Annotated in this window: 16 protein-coding genes; all 16 read left to right on the forward strand. The window is 39.5% G+C overall.

What is annotated here, in order from left to right:
* The first annotated feature begins 4 nt into the window (after positions 1 to 4).
* Positions 5 to 784, forward strand: a complete 780-nt coding sequence (locus P2E05_RS00650; protein WP_154623054.1) for an AraC family transcriptional regulator — start codon at positions 5 to 7, stop codon at positions 782 to 784.
* Positions 774 to 2,471, forward strand: coding sequence for a type III secretion system outer membrane ring subunit SctC (gene sctC, locus P2E05_RS00655; protein ID WP_272578348.1), 1,698 nt, complete (start codon positions 774 to 776; stop codon positions 2,469 to 2,471). The genes P2E05_RS00650 and sctC overlap by 11 nt, the downstream gene beginning before the upstream one ends.
* The gene (gene sctW / locus P2E05_RS00660; protein WP_272578349.1) at positions 2,462 to 3,574 is read left to right on the forward strand and encodes a type III secretion system gatekeeper subunit SctW; all 1,113 of its coding nucleotides are present in this window, start codon (positions 2,462 to 2,464) and stop codon (positions 3,572 to 3,574) included. Before sctC ends, sctW begins: the two co-directional genes overlap by 10 nt.
* Positions 3,575 to 3,578: 4 nt before the next feature.
* Positions 3,579 to 5,648, forward strand: coding sequence for an EscV/YscV/HrcV family type III secretion system export apparatus protein (locus P2E05_RS00665; protein WP_272578350.1), 2,070 nt, complete (start codon positions 3,579 to 3,581; stop codon positions 5,646 to 5,648).
* A gap of 11 nt (positions 5,649 to 5,659) precedes the next feature.
* A complete protein-coding gene (locus P2E05_RS00670) occupies positions 5,660 to 6,067 on the forward strand; it encodes a type III secretion system protein (RefSeq protein ID WP_154623050.1) in 408 nt (135 codons plus the stop codon).
* A gap of 2 nt (positions 6,068 to 6,069) precedes the next feature.
* On the forward strand, positions 6,070 to 7,362 hold the full coding sequence (sctN, locus tag P2E05_RS00675) for a type III secretion system ATPase SctN (RefSeq protein WP_272657804.1): 1,293 nt from the start codon (positions 6,070 to 6,072) through the stop codon (positions 7,360 to 7,362).
* Positions 7,362 to 7,817, forward strand: a complete 456-nt coding sequence (locus tag P2E05_RS00680) for a hypothetical protein (RefSeq protein WP_154623048.1) — start codon at positions 7,362 to 7,364, stop codon at positions 7,815 to 7,817. The genes sctN and P2E05_RS00680 overlap by 1 nt, the downstream gene beginning before the upstream one ends.
* Positions 7,789 to 9,177, forward strand: coding sequence for a hypothetical protein (locus tag P2E05_RS00685; RefSeq protein WP_272657805.1), 1,389 nt, complete (start codon positions 7,789 to 7,791; stop codon positions 9,175 to 9,177). Before P2E05_RS00680 ends, P2E05_RS00685 begins: the two co-directional genes overlap by 29 nt.
* Before the next feature lie 2 nt (positions 9,178 to 9,179).
* Entirely contained in the window at positions 9,180 to 10,109 is a 930-nt protein-coding gene (locus tag P2E05_RS00690; RefSeq protein ID WP_154623046.1) for a FliM/FliN family flagellar motor switch protein, read from the forward strand.
* A 1-nt stretch (position 10,110) separates the two neighbouring features.
* Positions 10,111 to 10,776, forward strand: coding sequence for an EscR/YscR/HrcR family type III secretion system export apparatus protein (locus P2E05_RS00695; RefSeq protein WP_196713916.1), 666 nt, complete (start codon positions 10,111 to 10,113; stop codon positions 10,774 to 10,776).
* Positions 10,777 to 10,788: 12 nt separating this feature from the next.
* Positions 10,789 to 11,061, forward strand: a complete 273-nt coding sequence (sctS, locus tag P2E05_RS00700) for a type III secretion system export apparatus subunit SctS (RefSeq protein WP_272657807.1) — start codon at positions 10,789 to 10,791, stop codon at positions 11,059 to 11,061.
* Entirely contained in the window at positions 11,058 to 11,858 is an 801-nt protein-coding gene (sctT, locus tag P2E05_RS00705) for a type III secretion system export apparatus subunit SctT (protein ID WP_154623043.1), read from the forward strand. The genes sctS and sctT overlap by 4 nt, the downstream gene beginning before the upstream one ends.
* A gap of 15 nt (positions 11,859 to 11,873) precedes the next feature.
* Positions 11,874 to 12,977 carry an EscU/YscU/HrcU family type III secretion system export apparatus switch protein gene (locus P2E05_RS00710; RefSeq protein ID WP_154635689.1) on the forward strand — a complete coding sequence of 368 codons (1,104 nt, stop codon included), beginning with the start codon at positions 11,874 to 11,876 and terminating at the stop codon, positions 12,975 to 12,977.
* A gap of 109 nt (positions 12,978 to 13,086) precedes the next feature.
* Positions 13,087 to 13,602: a type III secretion system translocator chaperone SicA gene (sicA, locus tag P2E05_RS00715; protein WP_154624776.1), complete on the forward strand. Its 516-nt coding sequence runs from the start codon at positions 13,087 to 13,089 to the stop codon at positions 13,600 to 13,602.
* 10 nt (positions 13,603 to 13,612) lie between these two features.
* Positions 13,613 to 15,808 (forward strand): type III secretion system translocon subunit SctE, encoded by a 2,196-nt coding sequence (sctE, locus tag P2E05_RS00720; RefSeq protein WP_276122973.1) that lies wholly within the window; start codon positions 13,613 to 13,615, stop codon positions 15,806 to 15,808.
* Positions 15,809 to 15,829: 21 nt separating this feature from the next.
* Positions 15,830 to 17,137, forward strand: coding sequence for a hypothetical protein (locus P2E05_RS00725; protein ID WP_272578354.1), 1,308 nt, complete (start codon positions 15,830 to 15,832; stop codon positions 17,135 to 17,137).
* The last annotated feature ends 3 nt before the right edge of the window (positions 17,138 to 17,140 follow it).

Genomic DNA, 17,140 nt, shown 5'->3' on the forward strand with positions numbered 1-17,140 from the left:
CATCATGATTGATACGAACATTGCTGCACTACTCGAAAATAAAGAATGTTGTTTTTCTTTGCAGGATAAGTTGGTTTTGGCTGTTCCTCATTCAGCTGAAATGGGGATAAGTTTCAATTCATCGTATTCAGGGAAGAGAATTAATATTGAAGAGCAGTCTTTATTTGTTTGTTCGCAATTAGAGTTCGATTCTATTATTAGCAGAAAAGATTGGTTAATTTATTCATTAGAGCTTTCAGAGGTAGTGGAGATCCTTGCTGTTATTGATTCTGCTATGAAGCAATCATTTCTCTTAGAAAAGGAAATGATGGAACCGGGGAGCAAAAATAGTGATGTTATCTATATTTCTAATGATTATATTTATGATCTTACAATCAAAGATATTGTTATTGGCTTAATTATTCAGCAACAGCCTGAATTCAATTTATGGTGCAACATATTAAGGCGTTATGAAGCATACGGCATTATGCGATTTTTACTTTCCGCCGCCGAAAAAGATAAAAATGCCAATATTAATCAATTGTGTAAACAGTATGGCATATCGGCCTCTTATTTTAGGCAACTGTATCGAGAAAACTTTAATAAAACAGCAAAAAGAAAAATTATGAGTGTTCGTATGGCCTCAGCCATCTTAAAGCTTATTGAAAGTGATAATTCTATATTAGATATCGGCCTTGAAGCAGGTTATTGCTCAGCCTCTCATTTTACGAATGATATAAAAAAAGAATTAGGGTTAACCCCTTCAGATATTAGGCATCTTGGAGTGAAACTATATGAAAAGTAAAAGAAGTGGGATGATATTAGTATCGCTACTTTTACTCAGTGTAAATGTTTTTTCAGCGCAAACTGAAATTATCATGGCTGAACCTGTTCAACAGGAGATGAATCAAGAAACGTTTGTTGCAAATAATATTATGGTCGGCAAAGTTTTTGATGCTATAGCTGAGCGACTTAATAAACCGATTATTCTTAGCAAACTCGCGGCACAAAAGCGGATAACGGGTAATTTTAATTTGGCACATGCTGATGAGATGTTTAAGGCGTTAACGCGCCGTATCGCATTGGTTTGGTATGATGATGGTGCCGCTATTTATGTTTACGATAATAGCGAGATGCGTAGTGCTATTATTCCTATGAATAATGCCAGTAGTCATCAAGTTCTCAATTATATTAAAAAAAATGGTATCTATGACCAGCGCTTTCCTGTTCGTACTCAAGGAGGAAACAGCTTATTGTTTGTTTCTGGCCCTCCTTTATATGTTGAATTGATACAAGCCGCGACAGCCTATCTTGATGAGCAAGTAAAACAAGAAGCTCTTTCGGGTGGGGAGCTTGCCGTTATTGCGGTCAAATATGCTTCGGTGACAGATAGAACTTATTCATTACGCGGTAATAATATTACTGTTCCAGGTATGTTATCAGTCATCAGTGAATTATTTAAAAATACCCCTGTAGGGACTGTACCAACGCAAAAAATTGCATCGGCACCAAAAGATAACATAGGAGATGACATTGATGCCTTGATGGATGCGCCGATTGGTGAGGCTGTAGAGCCCATGCCTGCATTCAATGGTACTCGTAATCCATCTAATGTTCTTTTTTCATTAGTGGCACATCCAGATAGTAACAGTTTAATTGTTAAAGGTTCCCCTGAACAAATTCGTTATGTTCGCCAATTAGTCAGGACATTAGATACTCGGCGCCGACAAGTTGAATTGTCGTTGTGGATCATTGATATCACACGTAGTGAATTAGATAACTTAGGTGTTAATTGGGAAGTTGGCACCATTAATACCGGTAACAGTTCGTTTTCTTTTAACCGCAGTACACTGTCTGATAGTACAGATTTCTTATTGCGTATCGATGCGCTAAGTAAAAGTGGCAATGGGCATATTGTGTCTCGCCCCGTGTTATTAACTCAAGAAAATATTCCTGCTTTATTTGATAACAACACCAGTTTCTACGCTAAGTTACAGGGTGAACGTATCGCCACTTTAGAGCAAGTCACCTACGGCACGATGGTCAGTGTGATGCCACGCATTTCAGCGGGTAACCATGTAGAAATGGAAGTGAATATTGAGGATGGTGCTGAAAAACAATCAAAAAATGGTGAAACGTCTAATGTTGAAGGGCTCCCTTCGGTCAATCGAACAACGATTAATACCGTTGCTCGTATCGCTCAAAACAGTAGTTTATTGATAGGCGGATATACTCGAGAACAGATTGTAGAAAATGAAAGTCATATTCCTTTATTAGGCGATATCCCATTGGTTGGTCGTCTATTTAGCCATTCATCAATGAATAAACAAAAAATGGTACGGCTATTCTTAATCCAACCTCGTTTGTTGGATGAAAATGAAGTATGGGATGGCCGACAATTTTCTGAAAACCTTCGCATCAAACAACATGACAAACAGTTACATAGCACCATCCAATTTTTAAAAACCTATATGGGGGAATCATGGCAATAGCGCCTTTGGGTGGTGGTGCCCGCATGTTAGGAGGGGCGCAAGAAAAGAGTCGTTCATCCAAAACGGGTGATGATTCGGATGAGGTATTACGTGGGCAAGGGGTGATTGATAGCTCCGGAGAATATGCGTCGATGTCGATGTTAGCAGCGAGCCATGTAAAAAGAAGTAGTGGTAAGCAAGATGACACGGAAGATTGGATGCAGTTTGCTGAACGTATCCTTGATGAGAATGCGGATGAAACTATTTTAAATGTTGAGGGCATACTCAATCGTCAATTTATGACACCTAAAGAGTTAAAAGCATTTTTATTGCGTTTTTTCTCCGATCCCAGCGATTTATTAATGGCGTTGGCAGCATTAATTAATCGTGGAAAACTTAAGCAAGAGCAGCTTGAACAACTCAAAAAACTGGAAGAGCAACTTCACCAAGAAGATATCGATAGAAGTACGCAAGCTGGTGTGAATATCGCCCTTATTGCAAAGGCTTTTGCGCAAAAAATAAAACAGTCGGCGGGAAACTTGCGTATGTTATACCGTGAGTTTTTGGCTTATGAAGGTCCTGTTGTTTATTTATATGAACAATGGGTGGAAGAGATGGAAAGCCAAGAACGTGAAAATATTATGCGTTATTTAAGTCGTGCATTGGCTTGTGATCTGCAAGCGCTTCCCTTAGGTGACATTAATATGGGTGAGTTCGGTAACTATTTTATGCGTGTAGGACGATTAAGAGAGTTACAGTCATTAGACCATGTATTTATCCAACAATTTTTTCAATCAAATCTATTTAAGCACCATCGGCAATTTATTAACGAAAAATTTGAAAAAGAGCTTAGTAAATTATTTACGGCAGGTATTCGAAATCAAACTAATTTCAATGAAGGTTTATTATTATTTATTTCTTCCCAGTTAAGCATGATGAGTACTGATTTGCGTGCTCGATTTTTGCAATTATTAATTTTGGCATTTGCAACAATACCCGTTAGCGTCTTTCAATCATTGGAAGCGCGCGATGAATTAATAAATCAATTGAAAGATTGTATGCATTATGTGATGGCACAAGAAGAATTAATGATGCGTAACTATTTTCAAAGGGAGGATTTTTAATCAAATGAATAAGTTTACTGGATTTCTTTTAGCGATCCGTAATCGGCCAGAATTGATGGTATTAGTGATTATGGTGATGGTCATCGCGATGCTCATTATTCCGTTACCGACGATATTGGTCGATTTACTGATTGGCTTGAATATTATGATCTCAGTACTTATTTTTATGAGTTCTTTTTATATTACTCGGATCCTCAATTTTCAATCCTTTCCCTCAATTTTATTAATCAGCACATTATTTCGCCTTGCTTTATCGATTAGTACTAGTCGACTGATCCTATTAGAAGCTGACGCTGGGGAAATTATTGCCACCTTTGGTGAGTTTGTTATTCAAGATAACTTGGTTGTTGGGATGGTCGTATTTGCGATTGTAACCATCGTACAATTTATTGTTATTACTAAAGGTTCTGAACGTATCGCGGAAGTGGCTGCTCGTTTTTCGCTTGATGCGATGCCCGGAAAGCAAATGAGCATTGATGCTGACTTACGGGCAGGAGTTATTGATGAAGCAACGGTCAAAGAGCGCCGAGGTGATTTAGAAAAAGAGAGTCAGCTATTTGGTTCTTTTGATGGTGCGATGAAGTTTATTAAAGGAGACGCAATAGCTGGGATTGTCATTATTTTTGTTAACTTAATCGGTGGGATTTCCGTTGGTATGGCACAACAGGGAATGGATATCTCTTCTGCGCTGAACACGTTCTCATTATTAACCATCGGTGATGGACTTGTTGCGCAAATCCCTGCGTTACTTATCTCTATCAGTGCTGGTTTTATTGTCACCCGAGTGGGTGGCAACGATAAAAACTTGGGACAGAATATTGTTTCTGAGTTATTTGCCAATGATTTTACGATCCTCATTACCGCACTCATTGTTTTATTTATGGGGTTCTTACCTGGGTTTCCGACAGCGATATTTATTTTCTTATCAGCGCTCTTATCGATAATATTTTTTGTCCGTTTTTGGAAAAAACGTAAAGATAAAACTTATCAGCAGACACAAGCTGAGCGCGTTAATGTGGGTACAGAGATAACTGAAGGAGAAACACAAAGGGAAAACAGTGCTATTGAGGAAGAGTATATTCCTGAAACGCTACCCATTATTATTTCTGTCAACCAACAATATAAAAAATCACTTGAAGAGAAAAATTTCTTAGCGCGTTTTAAAAAGGATGTGTTTATTCGCTATGGCTATCGAATACCCGATATTGCCATTAATTACTCACCGATTGTACCTAATAATAAAATTATCATTTTAATAAATGAAGTCAAAGCAGGTGAGTATGATATCTGTTTTGGCGGTCATCGTTTATTAACAGTGAGTGATGAGCTGGAATATTTAGGGATCGAGCTAATACATTTTACGGATGAGTATGGTGCAGTGAGTTCTTGGATTACTAATCAAGATATCGAGCAAGTTGAACAATTAGGATTGATGATACGCGATGATGTAACAGAAATGATTGATTGTGTTAGCACGCTTTTATTACGTCATATTAATGAGTTTTTCGGTATTCAAGAAACTAAAAATCTACTTGATGATCTAGAAAACAAATATCCGGAGTTATTAAAGGAGTGCTATCGGCATTCAACAGTGCAAAAAGTCACGGAAGTTTTTCAACGTTTATTAATGGAAAAAATTTCAGTTCGTAATATGAAATTAATCGTTGAAACCCTTGTCCAGTGGGCGCCAAAAGAAAAAGACAGTTTGATGTTAGTCGAGCATGTTCGAACGTCGATGTCGCGTTATATCTCTTCCCGTTTCGCTGTTGAAGGCCGCTTAAATGTATTAATGGTGAATTCTGTATTTGAAGACACCATTCGCCAAGGTATTCGGCAATCGGCAGGCGGGGTTTACTTGCATCTCGAACCCGAAACAACCAATGAATTAATTCAATCTGCGGAATTAGCCCTTGAAAACAGCTATCTCTCAGCTCGGGATATTACGGTATTGGTTCCTGTTGATATCCGCCGTTTTGTGAAAAAAATCCTTGAAGGACGCTTTCCTGAGTTAGAAGTTCTCTCATTTAATGAGGTTTCTGACATGGTGAAAGTGAATATTATTAAGACAATATAAGGAAATTTCTTATGAAGTATCGTTTTGTTGAAGCATTAAATTCATTTTTAAATGACATGGGGCGTAGTGATTTAATTAATCCTCAATTAGATTGTCATTCAAATATTCAATTAGAAATGAATGATGCACCAGCGATTAATATTGACCTTTCTAGTGATGACGTAATTATTTGGTGTCATTTAGCGGAGTATAGTGCAGCAAGGTTTGATTCTGTCAGTCAGAATTTGCTAAATATGATAATTCAATATCCACCACGTAATTTTCAACCAGGTCAACCGGCATTAAATCTTGTCGATGATGTTTTCGTTCTGTCCGCGGTCATGAAAGAAACGGCATTAAGTCATGCACAGCAGTTTGCTGATAGTTTCGAAGAATTTTTTGAACGTAGCAATTTGTTCAGAACAGCATTAGTTGGCTAACCATGAAACTATTTGATTACTGCGCGCACCCAGCGCGCATTCATGGCTGTTTGATGGAGGCACCGTTACACGGTGTTTTTATTGGCGAAATTTGTATTGTTGAACGTTCTTTAGCCTCAAGTGAATGTCTCGCAAAAGCACAAGTTGTCGGCTTTAAAGAAGGGCTGACAGTGCTGAGCTTAATTGGTCGAATCCAAGGATTAACTCGCGAGGTTGTTATCCGCCCAACAGGACAATCTTTTGTGTTTGCAATGAATGAGCAACTGTCTGGCAAAATCTTTGATGCTGCCGGTGAGCTGGTTGGCACACTCGGTGAACCAGTAAGGGAAAGTGTGTTAAATGAATCGAAGTTAATGCGTATTGATAGCCCACCTGTCAGTGTTACCTCAAGGCGCGCTATTGATGAACCTCTCATTACTGGAATTCGAGCTGTCGATGGTTTATTAACTTGTGGGTTAGGGCAACGCATTGGTATTTTTGCGGCCGCAGGCAGCGGCAAAACATCGTTAATGAATATGATCATTAACCACGCTGAAGCGGATATTCATGTGGTGGCTTTAATTGGGGAGCGTGGTAGAGAGGTTATTGAATTTATTGATGAATTGCAAAACTCACCTCATGCAGGTCAGACTATTTTAATATACGCGACCTCAGATAGTCCTCCAATAGAACGCTGTAATGCCGCTTTACTGGCGACAACAATTGCGGAATATTTTCGTGACCTTGGACGCAATGTGTTGCTTTTTGTGGACTCCATGACTCGTTATGCAAGGGCCTTACGGGATGTTGCATTAGCTGCGGGTGAATTACCTGCTAGACGAGGTTACCCCGCATCTGTTTTTGAACAACTTCCCATGTTGCTTGAGCGACCCGGACGTCTCCAAAAAGGGTCGATAACCGCGTTTTACACGGTGTTAATCGAAAGTGAAGATGAAGCAGACCCTATTGGTGATGAGATCCGTTCGATTTTAGATGGGCATATTTATTTAAGTCATAAGCTAGCCGGAAAAGGGCATTATCCCGCTATTGATATTCTGCATAGTATTAGCCGCGTCTCCTCGAAAGTAACAACAGAAAAACATCAACAATTCGCGATTAAAGTCCGTGAGCGGTTATCGCGATTAGAACAAATCCAATTGTATTTAGAGCTTGGAGAATATCAGCGTGGTGAAAGTATCGATAATGATAATGCGTTAGATAAAAAAGAGGAAATAGAGCAATTTTTAAAACAAAAAATCAATGAAGCAGAACATTTTGATGCAATGTTAAATCAACTCAGTCATTTGGCATCCTAATGATTAAAGACCTCCTTGCACTCAATGAAAAACGGTTTGAAAGCGTTTTGCAGGAGCAATTGAAATTGCAATCATTCATGAATGCATTGCAACAACAACGTACAGACATTCAATCACGAATTAATGTGTTGAATACACAAACGGGTTTATATGAATTATCGGCGGAATTAAACAAAGTTGCTTTTTGGGAGCGTCAGCGACTAAAAGCCGCCTTGTTAGCTGAAATTGCCCACCTTGAATATCAAATTGAATCGATGAGTGCCGAGTTAACCAAATATGAACAATCACGAAAACATCTTGTTCAGCGTATGTTCACTTTACGTAACAAGTGCGAAAAATTCCGAAATTATCTCAAGCAGCAACGAATTGCTCGGTGTTTAAAATTAGAACGTCAGCAACAAAATGAAATTGAGGAGTTGTCCGTTTATGACAACAATAAAATTGGAACTGAATGAATCTAATGTGGTACCGATAGATAAGCAAACGATGCCAGCCGGCAATGGAAAGCCGCTCGATAATCTATCCGTACTCAAAAAACAGATGAAAGCATTGGCAGCGAAGCACGCTCACCGTTCGACACCGAAAAAACACCGTAAAAAGCTGGCTGAAGAGTGTATCGTGCCATTATTGATGCAGTTGCCTATTCACTTACGCCATACGGAAACAGCCGAAAAGCTTATGGCGTTTTGCCAATTAGGGTTAAATGTCGAGAAGGAGGCTGACGAAACCTTTCAGGGAGAACACTTAGCGGCAGAGATATTGCCGGTAGCAACGGTCAGCATGTTGCAGAAGGACGGCGGTGGAATATTCGGGAATTTCAATAACACTCAACAGCATCATTTCCCCAAAAGCCAGTTAAAAGCCACCTCAGAGAAACAGGCGCTATTCGGTGAAACCATCAATAAAAATATTGCCGACAGCTTGCAGCCTTCTTTAGCGACACAACAAGCCAAGCCACAACGTAGTGTTCAGCAATTGGCCTCGTCAAACTTGCTATCGCCGATAAAATCCCGAGATATACCACAGACTAATATTGATTTGACCCATGTTGAGACGTCACAAGTGCCTGCTCAACCTTCGGTCATCACGCCTAAAATACACCATGGTATTCAATCTCCCTCCCTGTTATCTGAAATACAGGATGGCGTTCAGTGGCCTGTCACCTTATCTGAAACTGCTCCCACGACTCAGTCATCTACAACACTGCTTGACACTCAGCATGCCTCTTCATTGGCTTTCGCAGAGGCTCATCCAACAGAAAATGTCACGTTAAATACGTTCACTGCGCCTTCTCTGTCGCTTGAAAAGCAACGAACAGCGTTAACTAAACAACCGATTAATGTGCCAATGGATACCGAGAGTACTCAGTCTACGCCAGTGTCTCAGGTTCAGTCGCTGGCAGAGCGCCTTGATGTACTTGAACAACAAAATGGGACTTTACCTGCACCGATGAATGCAAACATACAGGTTCATACAACAGCTCAAGCGCGGCAATCCACAACAGTGGCGATGAATACGGCACAAGTTAGGGCTGAGATGACTGAGCAAATGACGGAAAAAGTCGCAAAAATTGAAGGACGCAGCCTCACTTATACCTTTAGTCGATGGCAAAGTAGTCCCGCGGTGACGTTTGAATTGAATCCGCGTGGTGGAGAGTTACTCGCCAGTACAACTAGTCAGGAAGTTCATCAAGTATTACGTGAAAACCAACACCTTTTTCGTGGTGAGCAGCCTTTATCGATTCGTTATGAAGGTCAGCAGCATGAAAAGCAACGCCAACAGCAGCAAGAACACACTGAGCCAGAAGATAACTAATTATGTTGAATATTCGTCGTATTAGCCCACGAGAAGTGCAAATGCGCGCTTGGCAGCAGCGTTATCAACCTGATGCCGATGTCGTTGTACCTAAATCAGGGGAGCGTTATTTTCGTCTGACGTTAGTGAGCGAGAAGGAAACCGTACAGGGGCTCATGCATGTCGGTGAATGGTGTGATTATCGTTGGCCAACATTGATACATTATGCATGGGATGCCCTTAATGAGGCAGATTTGGTTAGCTTGTTTCATTCTGAATACCCTAGGACTCTTTTTTTCTCCGAACGTTTCCGTTGCCGAAATATTGAAATTATTGATGATGAGAGTGTCACTCAGCATTGGTTATGTGTGCATGAGTCTCACCTAGGAAAAGTGTTGCTGTCCTCTCCAATTAATGGGGTAGCACGGCAACCAGTCGAAAATCGTTTTATAGAATGTTTGCGATTACAAGCAGATTGGATATTAGGCCATAGCGATATCAGCGTGAAGCTGTTGCAATCCATCGAATTACACGATGTGTTGTATATCCAAAAATTACAACTGCATATGTCAATTGCAGGGCGTCTGTTTGCCCGTTTTCAAAAACAACAAGAAGGCCAATTTATGATTGAGGAAATGATTGATTCGGAGACTGAAAATAACACTGAGGCGTCAACGGAAGCACTGATTGATGAAGTCGTGCAACCATTTGATGTAAATACGTTATCGGTCAAACTGACATTTGTATTAGGTCACAGTGAAATCACGATTAATGAGTTAGCGAATATGCAGCTTGGCTCAATATATTCCATTGGTGAGAATAAAGAGCGCGAAGTTAAAGTTTATGCAAATAAACAGTTTATTGCGGAAGGGGAGCTAATCTATATTGGCGATAGTGATGAGTTAGGTTTAGAAATCACCCGTCTTGGCAATTTAGGCGATAGAAGGCTTTAATATGTCTATCGTATCTAATGAAATTCCGCTATTAGCTGTTATTTCTCTTGCTACATTACTGCCGTTTCTTATTGCGGCAGGTACCTGCTATCTCAAAATATCTATTGTATTAATTATGGTACGTAATGCGATGGGGGTACAGCAGGTACCGTCAACGATGGCATTAAACGGTATTGCAATGCTGTTATCTTTATTTGTCATGATGCCCGTTGTTCAAGATATTAATCATTATATGCGTGAAGAAAAGGTGGATTTTACGCGTGTGGAATCGGTCGATAATTTTGTTGAAGGTGGATTAGGCCGTTATAAAGCATATTTACTAAAATATTCCGATCCTGAACTCGTCAATTTTTTTGAGTCCGTACAAAAAGGCACGAATGAAGAAATTAATTATATAGAAGAGGGTCAGACAACACTTTTTTCATTATTACCTGCTTATGCATTAAGTGAAATTAAATCTGCATTTGAAATTGGTTTTTATATCTATTTGCCTTTTGTGGTCATTGATCTGGTGATCTCTAGCATTCTTTTAGCGCTCGGTATGATGATGATGAGCCCTGTCACTATATCAGTGCCGGTAAAATTGATTTTATTTGTAGCTATTGACGGGTGGTCGCTCATTTCCAAAGGACTAGTGATGCAATACTTTGAATTAGCACAACAATAATGAGGAAATGCCATGGATGCAATTATTTATAGTAGCAATAAGGCGATGTTACTGATTGTTATATTATCGGCATTTCCTATTATTGTTGCGACGGTTGTCGGCTTATTTGTTGGCCTGATTCAAACGGTGACGCAACTTCAAGAGCAAACATTACCTTTTGGTATTAAGTTACTGGCAGTGTTTGGTTCTTTATTTATGATTTCAGGTTGGTTGGCTGATAAAGTCATGAGCTATGCGCTAGAAGTATTCACAATGGCAATTCCTGCCATAGGGTCGTTAGGATGAATCAAGATATATTGTCTTTTTATTCATCGCTCTATTTTACGTTTCAACAGCAATTAACCATCGTCGCGATTGCTTGGATACGAATTGCGCCTACCCTTTTTTTTCTGCCATTTCTCAGTAATAAGTTACTGAATAGCAGCGTGATTAAAAGCTGTGTCACGATTTATATTGCATTAGGATTATGGCCTTTTTTATCTGCCCATGAATTTCAATGGGAGAATGTCAGTGTTGTTGAGGTGGTTGTTTATGAATTGACGATAGGGGTCGTGATCGCGTTTATGTTAGCGTTGCCGTTTATGATTGCGAGTGTTATCGGTGAGCTAATTGATACGCAACGCGGTGAAACAATCAGTAGTATTGTTGACCCTGCAAGCGGTAGTGAATCATCTGAGCTGGCTGTCTTCATCAGTTATATCATCTGTATGATCTTTCTATCGCAGGGGGGAATGGTATTATTAGTCAAAACGTTTGCTCAAAGTTATCAAACCCTTCCTTTCGCGGCTGGATTCACTCAATTTAATAGTTTACCTATAGGGGAATGGATTAATCAGATGGTGGTGAAAGGGGTTACATTAGCATCCCCTATTTTAGTCACTCTATTTATTAGTGAAGTTGCGCTGGGGTTATATTCCCGATTCTGCCCTCAACTTAATGCCTTTTCTTTATCATTAGCAATCAAATCAATTATCGCATTTATTGTCTTTTTACTCTATTTTCAAAATGAAATACCAGAAATTTTAGTCAATTTAATTTCACTTTCGACACTGAATGAAATTTTCAATTCTTCGATGCCATAATCGAGAGAGTATAAGATGGCAGAAAAAACCGAACAGCCTACTGAGAAAAAAATTAAAGACTCTGCCAAAAAAGGGCAAAGTTTTAAAAGTAAAGATAGTGTTGCCGCATTAGTTTTAGTTGTGAGTGCCTATGTGATTTCAGGCGCCACCAGTTTATTTGAAATTGGGGGCTTGATGAGGCGTCTTTTATTATCACCTAATGACATTAATATTGATAAGCTATTTTCAGAATTTATTGGTATTTTTTTTGTGATTGTTTCTCCGGTGCTATTAGCGAGTTTTCTTTCAGGTTCAATAATCTCCTTATTACAGAGCCGCTTTCGTTTAGCAACAGAGGCAATAAAAATTGATTTTTCTAAATTAAACCCTATTTCTGGGATAAAAAAGATATTTTCGCTCAATTCACTTAAGGAGTTGGTTAAAGCCTTTCTATATCTCATTGTTTTTTCAATTTCTGCGAGTGTCTTTTTTTTCTTATGGCGACACGATATTTTTTTACTTTATCGGACCACAATAAATGGCATGATTTATCAGTGGGTTGATCTCTGTATGAGTTTTGTTGTGGTTTTTTTAGCCGTGGCGTTACTGATCATTATTATTGATGTCATTACCGAGTTTTTCCTATTTATTAAAGGCTTAAAGATGGAAAAACAGGAGGTAAAAAAAGAGTATAAAGATAATGAAGGTGATCCTCATTTAAAAAGCGCGCGTAAAGGTTTGCATCATGAAATACTGTCTGAAGAAGTAAAAGCAAATGTCCGTAATTCAACCTTTGTTATGGCAAATCCAACCCATATCGCGATGTTAATTTATTATGATGATAATATAGCGCCATTACCTTTTTTATTATTTAAAAGTCGTGGTCTACAGGCCAAAATGATTATTAAATATGCAGAGCAACAAGGAATACCGGTTGTCAGAGATATTCCATTAGCACGAAAAATATGGCGTTATTACCGAAAAGACAGTTTTATTGATGAACATTGCTTACAAGATGTTATGCAAATCATTAATTGGTTATTACGTATTGAATTAGAAAAAATGGGAATATTTGTTGATGACGAATTGATGAGATTAATTAATGAAGAGGAAGTGACTCAAGAAAATAACCAAAATTAATTGTTTGCTAATAATATCGTTTTTTATAAGAGAATTAAACATTGATTAATTAAGATGCAACTATCACTGTGGAGCATCTTATATCTTCAATAACTTATGGGGTTAATATATGAAGAGTGAAAAAGAGCAACAACCCGTTGATATGGATGAGTTACTTGAAAGTATTACGTCTGCTTTAATGAATGGCTCAACATATAAAGATATTCATGGTATTTCACAAGATATGATGGATGGAATTTATGCCTATGCATATGAATTTTATCAGCAAGGTAAATTAAAAGAAGCGGAGACTTTTTTTCGTTTTCTCAGTATTTATGACTTCTATAATACCGATTATGTCATGGGATTAGCGGCTGTTTATCAATTAACTAAACGTTATGAAAAAGCCTCTGAATTATATGCGTTAGCATTTGTTTTAGCGAAACATGACTATCGACCATTATTTCATGCAGGCCAATGTAATTTAATGTTGAAAAAGAGTAGTGCTGCTTTGCATTGTTTTGAGAGTGTTTGTGACAGTAGTACCGATAGTGAGTTAAAAGCCAAATCGCAGGCTTACCTTAATGCATTGAAAAAGAATCTTGAAAAGACTGATTCAGCGCAGGAAGACTCTTCAATAAAGTAGAGGAAATAATATGGCATCAATGACAAATATAACATCTGACAGAATAGGTTTAGTTAAAGCCTTTCAACAAGGTGTTAATCCATTAGAAATGGGGGAAAACATCGCTAAAGCGGTGTTAAGTATGGAGGTTGCATGCGAAGAATTAACATCCAATGAACAAATGAAACGCAGTAAGCTAGAAAGCCAGCCACAACTGCAAGAACCGAAAAAAGGGGTGAATGCCAGAGTCTCCATGTTGGAGGCCTTCTCGTCGATACGTAAGATATTAGGTGAAAATAATATCAATGAATTACGTAATCAACTGCACCAATTAAATATTGAATCGGAAGCACTAAAACAACAAGGGGAATCCTTATTAAATTCGTTTTCAGAGAGTACCAAAAAACTGGAAACAAAAAAACAAGAAGTCGCGTCGATTAAACAAGCAGTAGAAAAAGTTGAAACTCGGTTAAATAAGCTGACAGTAACCCAAAATCAGCGACAGACCGATATTGATGATAATACTCAGCAACAAAACGCAGTGAATAAGGAATTGGTCACGGCACAATCAAACCTATCCTCATTAGCAAAAGAACCTAGAACAGCAGAGACATTGTCAAAGTTTCATCAATTAACGCAGTTAGTTAACACACTAACATCCGAACTGGCTCATTTACAGGAAAAAGGGCAACAGCTTATTTTGCAGCGGAATGATGTGACCGCGCAAATGAGTCAGGTAGAGGCTGAACTCGCGGTACTTAGTCCACAACTTGAAGATGCGTATAAGGTTCTCACTGGGCTTGCTCAGAGTGCCGATAGTGATCGAAGTGTATTAAATAATTTTATTGATACCGCCCCTCGCCCTGTTGAAGTGGATGGTGAGAAGTGGGAAAACACTCTTGCGCTATTAACGATGTTGACCGCATCGCTGAAAAAAACGATGAATGAAGACTCTATTCGTAGTATGAAAGAGCAGGAAGAGGTGATGGCTAAGATCAGCGAAGCCTCTCGTAAAGATTCAGAAAAAAAAGCCAAAGAAGCTGAAGAGGCTCAACATAAAGCTGACGCTGCGAATAAAGCGGCATCATGTGCCAGTAAGATTTTTAGCTACGTCATGTTAGCAGTATCGGTTATTGCGACAGTTGCAACATTCGGCGCGGCTGCCCCATTAACACTCGCTGTTGCTGCCATCGGTATCGCAATTTCGGTCACTGATATCGTGTTGGAAGAGACGGGTAATGCCAGTTTAATGCAGATGCTAGCAACGGAAATTTCAAATGTTGTCACGGATATGCTGGTGTCGTTTGGAATGTCTGCGGAAGAGGCGAAAAAGATTGGTAGCATTGTTGGCATGGTAGTTGCCGCTGTCGCTTTTCTGGCTCTCTCTTTGGTTTCTATGTCCTCTTTTGTGAAAAACATCGCCAATACCGTAAAAACAGTCGCCAAAGTGGCGGCAAATTCACTTAAAACGGTCGTAAAAAGCACAGTGAAGGCGATAACGAATACGATCATCAACCTCGTTAAAAAGCTACTCAGCAAAATAAAAACGTTAGGTAAAGCCGCGGATGACATGGTGGTATTAACGAAATTGACTAAATTGACGGATGCGGCGGAGGAGTTGCAAAGTACAGTCAAAACCGCCAATCAGGTCGCGAAGAAAGCTCGTGATATCAAAAATATTGCGAAAGCAGCCGATAGAACGCATGAACAGGCTGACATTGCAAAAAGTGCAGCGAAAAACGTAAATAAGATCAATGAACAGACTGACGGCATCAAGGATACGGTGAAAACGGTTGATAAGATGCATCAGCAAGCAGATAGCGTCAAAGATACGGTGAAGGTGGTCGATAATGCTGCTGATCGGATTGATGATGTTGCTGATATCGTTGATACAGGGAAAAAACTGGGAAAACAGAGTCTATTAGCGTCACGCGTAGAGGTCGGCGCGAAAGGGGCTGGCGTTGCTACGTCAGTAACAAGCACGGTCACTGTTGGGGCATTACGTTTAGAAGGGGCGGCACAATTACGAGAGCTTAAGAAGTTATTCGCCAAAATGATGATGAATGATGAAATTATTAAAGTTCTCGATGAGTTGCTGGAGTCCCTGATTAAGATGCTGTCAAAGCAATACGAAGTGTTTAATCACCTATTCACTGACACGCTGACATCACTGAAACAATCCAACGACCGTAAAGCCAGTGCAGTCAATCTCTCTAATTATGCCTAATTCTCATCAAGGAACCCTACTATGACGACAATTTCATCACCAACGCAGTTTTCTATGCCAACTCAAAAGTTAGACAATCTTGAGGAGGGAGCTGTTTTGACGGGTCGTGATACTCAAACGCTGTCAACACCAGCCGCTGCACCGCAAGTCTCTATCAGAGATGCCGTTGAGATTACGGTACCAAGATCACAAGATAAGCCGTTATTAAAGCGCCCTGAGCAAGCGACTGTTAACCCATCGCTCCTGTTTGATGCGAAAAACATGAATAAGGCGGAGCTTGAAGAAACATCGAAAGTGATCGGTGGTTTTTCATCGGCTTACGCCAACCTTCAAGCGCATATTGCGGTAACGGCAACCAAAGTTGAAAACGCCGTAAGAGAAGTGATCGCGGAAGAAAATAGCAAGTTGGAAAACATGTTTCCAACGATAGCGAATTTGGACGAAAGTGAGATCAAGCAATTATCTCAAGGGGTTAACTTAATGCTGGCGGCATCTGCAATTAAAGATGTGCAAGTGGCTCAAGCAAATAGTGAAGATGTAAAACCTGGAATTCAGTCTTTTGATGCAATAAAAGATAGCCAATTTATCGGCATTATGAGTAGCGATATTTTAATGGAGCTACGTAATCTATTGAGTCAGATTAAGTCGATCATTAATACGACAGACCGCCAACTGCAAGCCGATTTTTTAAAATTAAAAGCAAAAATGGTGCAGAGCGCGGCAGATACGACGATCAAAGAAGGTGAGAAAGCGTTTCTTGGCGCGGTATTAGGTTTTGCGGTATCGATGGGGGTCACGCTGGCGGGAGCGGCATTACAAACTAAGCAGTTAGTGAAGCAAACGAAAGCGATCAATATGCATGGTGTAGCAAGGAATCAGCATACTTCGAGCGCGCAGGATTCGATTGAATTGAGTCGTGCATCAACCATCAAAACGACGAATAAGGCCCTGAATCAGCAAAATGATTTGGCAAGTTTACGTCACCAAGATGCCGGAAGACGTAGTCAACTAAAAGCAGATGAGCATCAAACAAAACTGGATAAAATCACCAATCAAACACAAAAGAAATCCAGCATTATTGAGAGTGTGACTCGTCTATCTGATAACGCGGGGCAGCTAGTGACATCTGCTGTGCAAATGGATGTGAAGGCATTGGAAGCACAAAAAATGGTCTTGCAAGATATTGGTGATACTGCACGGTCTATCGCCAATGATAAAGAGAAGCAGATCGATACGGTTTTGGATCTGATGAAAAAAGTATTCGATATCCTTAAAGACGTTATTGAAGGGCAGATCAGAACTTTCCAAGCTGTTGCAACGAGGGGTTAAATC

It is taken from the genome of Providencia stuartii (genome assembly GCF_029277985.1).
GTDB lineage: Bacteria > Pseudomonadota > Gammaproteobacteria > Enterobacterales > Enterobacteriaceae > Providencia > Providencia zhejiangensis.